5 protein-coding genes are annotated in these 4079 nt (G+C 49.5%); 4 read left to right on the plus strand and 1 reads right to left on the minus strand.

Annotated elements, in window-relative coordinates:
- Positions 1-164: 164 nt before the first annotated feature.
- From COY37_RS07730 to COY37_RS07745, 4 genes are all read left to right on the plus strand, one after another.
- Positions 165-914 carry an NTP transferase domain-containing protein gene (locus COY37_RS07730; RefSeq protein ID WP_286678681.1) on the plus strand — a complete coding sequence of 250 codons (750 nt, stop codon included), beginning with the start codon at positions 165-167 and terminating at the stop codon, positions 912-914.
- The gene (locus COY37_RS07735; RefSeq protein ID WP_286678680.1) at positions 907-1293 is read left to right on the plus strand and encodes a RidA family protein; all 387 of its coding nucleotides are present in this window, start codon (positions 907-909) and stop codon (positions 1291-1293) included. The genes COY37_RS07730 and COY37_RS07735 overlap by 8 nt, the downstream gene beginning before the upstream one ends.
- Positions 1294-1306: 13 nt before the next feature.
- Positions 1307-1564 (plus strand): septation regulator SpoVG, encoded by a 258-nt coding sequence (gene spoVG / locus COY37_RS07740; RefSeq protein ID WP_286678679.1) that lies wholly within the window; start codon positions 1307-1309, stop codon positions 1562-1564.
- 134 nt (positions 1565-1698) lie between these two features.
- Positions 1699-2916, plus strand: a complete 1218-nt coding sequence (locus COY37_RS07745) for a copper amine oxidase N-terminal domain-containing protein (RefSeq protein ID WP_286678678.1) — start codon at positions 1699-1701, stop codon at positions 2914-2916.
- 4 nt (positions 2917-2920) lie between these two features.
- On the opposite strand, the gene COY37_RS07750 is transcribed toward COY37_RS07745, so the two are convergent.
- The gene (locus COY37_RS07750) at positions 2921-3937 is read right to left on the minus strand and encodes a hydroxyacid dehydrogenase (RefSeq protein WP_286678677.1); all 1017 of its coding nucleotides are present in this window, start codon (positions 3935-3937) and stop codon (positions 2921-2923) included.
- Between the last annotated feature and the right edge of the window lie 142 nt (positions 3938-4079).

The following is a 4079-nucleotide window of genomic DNA, read 5'->3' on the forward strand; positions in this document are numbered from 1 at the left end:
GTATAGAGGTCTTATGGGTTTAGTAATTATCCGGTAAGAAAATTATACTAATAGTTGTTGTATATTAGTGCTTATAAGTGTTTATAAGTTTTCGTTAAATTAAAGGAAATCCGGCAGCTATCAAGAATATGTAACTACTCAACAATAGTTCTAGGTGGTATCGGTTGGTAGACGCGATAATACTTGCAGGAGGAAGCGCAAAAGGATTGGCTGAAGTACCGGCAAAAGGCTTGGTGCCGGTTAACGGTAGGCCTATGTTCGAGTATGTGGTCGATGCGCTCAGCCGCTGCAAGGATATCGACCGTATCTGCGTGGTACTCCCGGTCGAGCATTCGCTCAACAGGTTGGCCGCAAAGGCGGATGTCGTAATGGCGACAGGGAGCCTGCCCAGGGTCGCAAAAGCGGGGATTGATTTTCTAGGTACAAAGAACCAGGTGCTGATTTTGTCCGCCGACATACCGCTGATTTCGCCTGAGGCCATTAGTGATTTCCTCGAGCGTTGTTCAAAACGCAAAGCAGGGTTTTACTACCCGATAGTTAAGTACGGCGAGTCCGAGAAGCGCTTTCCCGATGTAAAGCGAACCTACGCAAAAGTAAAGGAAGGCCGTTTTACCGGGGGGAACATCGTGCTCGTCGAGCCCGAGTTTGTAAACAGGAACATGGCGTTTATCGAGCGGATGTATGAGCTTCGCAAACAGCCCGTAAAGCTCGCTCGGGTCCTTGGCATCATGTTTTTGTTCAGGTTTGTGCTGGGGTTGCTAAGTATTGGCCAGCTTGAGGAGAGGGTAGGCCGGCTAACGCAGTCGACTTGCATGGCGGTAATAACCCCGTTTATCGAAATAGGGGTCGATGTGGATAAGGAATCGGATTTGCAACTGGCAACGGTCGCGTTACGTGGAGGTACGCATGAGTAGGATAACCATTATAACCGATGGTGCCCCACAGCCTGTCGGGCCTTATTCTCAAGGTATAAAGGCGGAAAACCTTGTTTTTGTGTCGGGTCAGATTGCGCTCGATCCTGAAACAGGCAAGCTTATCGATGGAGACATCAAGGAGCAAACACAGCGGGCGCTTAAAAATGTCGAGTCGGTGTTGACCGCGGGAAATAGTTCTCTTGATGGTGCGGTGAAGGTGACAGTATATTTAAGCGATATAGCAGATTTTCCGATAGTAAATGATGTATTCGGTGAATTTTTCTCTAAGCAACCGCCAGCTAGGGAGGCCGTACAAGTTGCAGGCTTGCCAAAAGGCGCGAAGATAGAAATCTCAGCCATAGGATTGGCAAGATCGTAGTAAAGGAGCCCGAATGGAAATTACAAAGGTGAGCATTAGGCCAGTAGAGATGAACAAGGTTAAGGCGATTGCGAGCATTACGATCGACGACCAGTTTGTTGTTCACGATCTGCGTGTCGTTGAGGGTGAGAAGGGTCTTTTTGTGGCCATGCCGAGCCGCAAATTGCCGAGCGGTGATTTTAGAGACATAGCTCATCCGATCAATAGCGAAACACGAGAGCGTATCCAGGCGGCTGTTATTGCCGAATACAAGCAACAGCTTGGCGGCTAAGCTTACTGCATAACGCTTTAATTTAATATTGTTTAGGGCTATTTAAGATAGCTTGCTACCGCTATTTCGTATATAATCAGTAGTAGTTTTTTCGAAAGACTGATTAGAGTATCAATGTTTAACCAGGGAGGGTAATGTTGAAACGAATAGCAAAGGTAGTATTGATTGTAGTAGCCATATCCTTATTGCTCTCAGGCATTGCCTGGGCATCGACTCCGGAGATAACCATAAAGGTCAACGGAGTCGCACTATCTTCCGAGATCCCACCACTCATTGTTTCCAGCAGTACCATGGTCCCGATGCGCACTATCTGTGAATCGATCGGCGCCGGAGTTACCTGGGACCAGAGAACCAAGACGGTTATCGCAACCAAATCAGGTCATATCGTCAAACTCCAGGTAGGAAACCGTATACCCACAAAGGACAATTCACCGATGAAACAGCTGGATGTTCCGGCGATGCTTATAGAAGGGCGCACCCTTGTGCCGGTGCGCTGCATCGCTGAAGCCTTCGGATCTACGGTTGGCTGGAACGGCGCAACCAGAACGGTCGATATCGCGTACAGCGATATTCGTGACGGTAAGACGGCGCAGGATGTTCTTAACGAGTCAACGGCAACGCTTGATGCGGTTACCTCGTATAAGTTCGGCGGGACGACAAAGTCCACCTTGATTATATCGCCCGACCAAGCCGGTTCAGGCCCCATGGCCATAACCCAGGAGATGACCGGCGCATTTAGAAAGCCCCAAGAGGTATATGTAAAAACGACGACAACGGCATCGGGGGGCGGAGACCTTCTTGGTCTTGGAACTTCAGGCGCTGATGTTAGCGAAAGCTATACCAACGGTTCTGAATACTATGAGAAAGTCGACGGCGCATGGGAGCTGGTCGATACCCAGACCTCTTCAATACTCAACGCGCTCGTCGGCGGTAATACCATGCAGAACCCGAACGCGACGCTTACCGAGTTTAAGGATATTGCAACTATTGTCGCTTTTGGTGATGATGCGCTGGTAAACGGCAAGCCGCATTACACGATTTACGTAAAGCTCGACCCGAGAGGGTTTAAGGATTATCTGTTGAATCTGGTCACTCAGCTGGCGGGCACCGATGCTACACCTGAAGATCTCGCACTAATGAAAGAGGTATACGGACAGCTGCTTCAGGGTATGAGGTTCGATATGGCGTACAGGGTGTTTGTGGACAAGGATACAAAGATTGCCGATTATTACGAAACGCGCAGCATATTTAAGATGGCTATGGAGGGACTGGGTACCATTACCTCTAAGGCCGATTCATCCATGAGTATTTCCGACTTGAATCAGCCGGTGGTTATGCCGGTTGTAAAGTAGATAATCAGGCGGCTTGTAAGACGGTGTTTTGCGGTCGGCCCTCTATGAATGCGATGATGTTCGCCATGGTCGTGTCCAAAATCCTCTGAACGGCCTCGGTGCTGTTAAACGCGTTGTGAGGGGTTATAATAACGTCGTCTCTAAAGAGAAGCATGTGCGTCTCAAGGGCGATTCGCAGTTTTTCGTGCGTGTATTCGTGCGAGAGCAGCTGGCGTTCTTCCTTTATCAATCCTTCTTCTTCGATAACGTCCAGACCGACGCCGTTTAAAATGCCGTTCTGCAGCCCTTCCACCAGCGCCGAGGTTTCAACCAGACCGCCTCGGGATGTGTTTATCAGGATCGCACCCCGTTTCATCCCGTGGATATTTCTGCGATTGATCATGTGGTGGGTATGCGGGTTGTACGGTGCGTGCAGGCTTATCACATCGGATATCCGAAGCAATTCATCCAGGTCTTCATATTTAAAATCCAGGTTTTTGGCCAGGAGTTCGTCGCGTCTCACATCAAAAACTACGACGTTCATCTCGAAGCCGTGGGCCATTCGGATGACGTGTTGGCCGATGCTCCCGGCGCCGACCACGCCGATCGTTCTGCCTTTTAGATCAAAACCGCGAAGCCCGGCAAGGTCGAAGTTGCCACGACGGGTGCGCTCGACCGAAGGCAATATTTTTCTAGAAAGGGCGAGGATAAGCGCGAATGTGTGCTCGGCCACTGTGTTCTCCCCGTAGAAGGGTACGTTTGATATCTCAATGCCCCCGGCCGCGCACACGGTAAGGTCGATGTGATCGAACCCGGTCGACCGGGTGGCGATCATTTTTAAGTCCGGCAGTTGCTCTATTACGCTTTTATCGATATCCGAGTAGATAAAAGGCGAGATTACATCAAAACCCTTAGCAAGCTCGACGGTATCGACCGTGAGCGGTTCGGTGAAAAAGGCAAACTCGAATTTGCCGTCGAGGTGCCCCTCGATGTATGCTTCCTCCCAGGGTTCTACTTCAAAAAAAGCCACTCGTGCGGGCATATAAACCATCTCCATCAAAGCAATCTACTGCTTATAGTGTTTTGTATCTAGTACCGCGACATCCTACTTTCTGTGCATGTCATTCTGAAGGAGCGATTAGCAATTGATTGTCATTCTGAAGGAGCGAAGCGACTGAAGAATC

Source organism: Candidatus Aquicultor secundus (genome assembly GCF_002791875.1).
GTDB classification, from domain to species: domain Bacteria; phylum Actinomycetota; class Aquicultoria; order Aquicultorales; family Aquicultoraceae; genus Aquicultor_A; species Aquicultor_A secundus.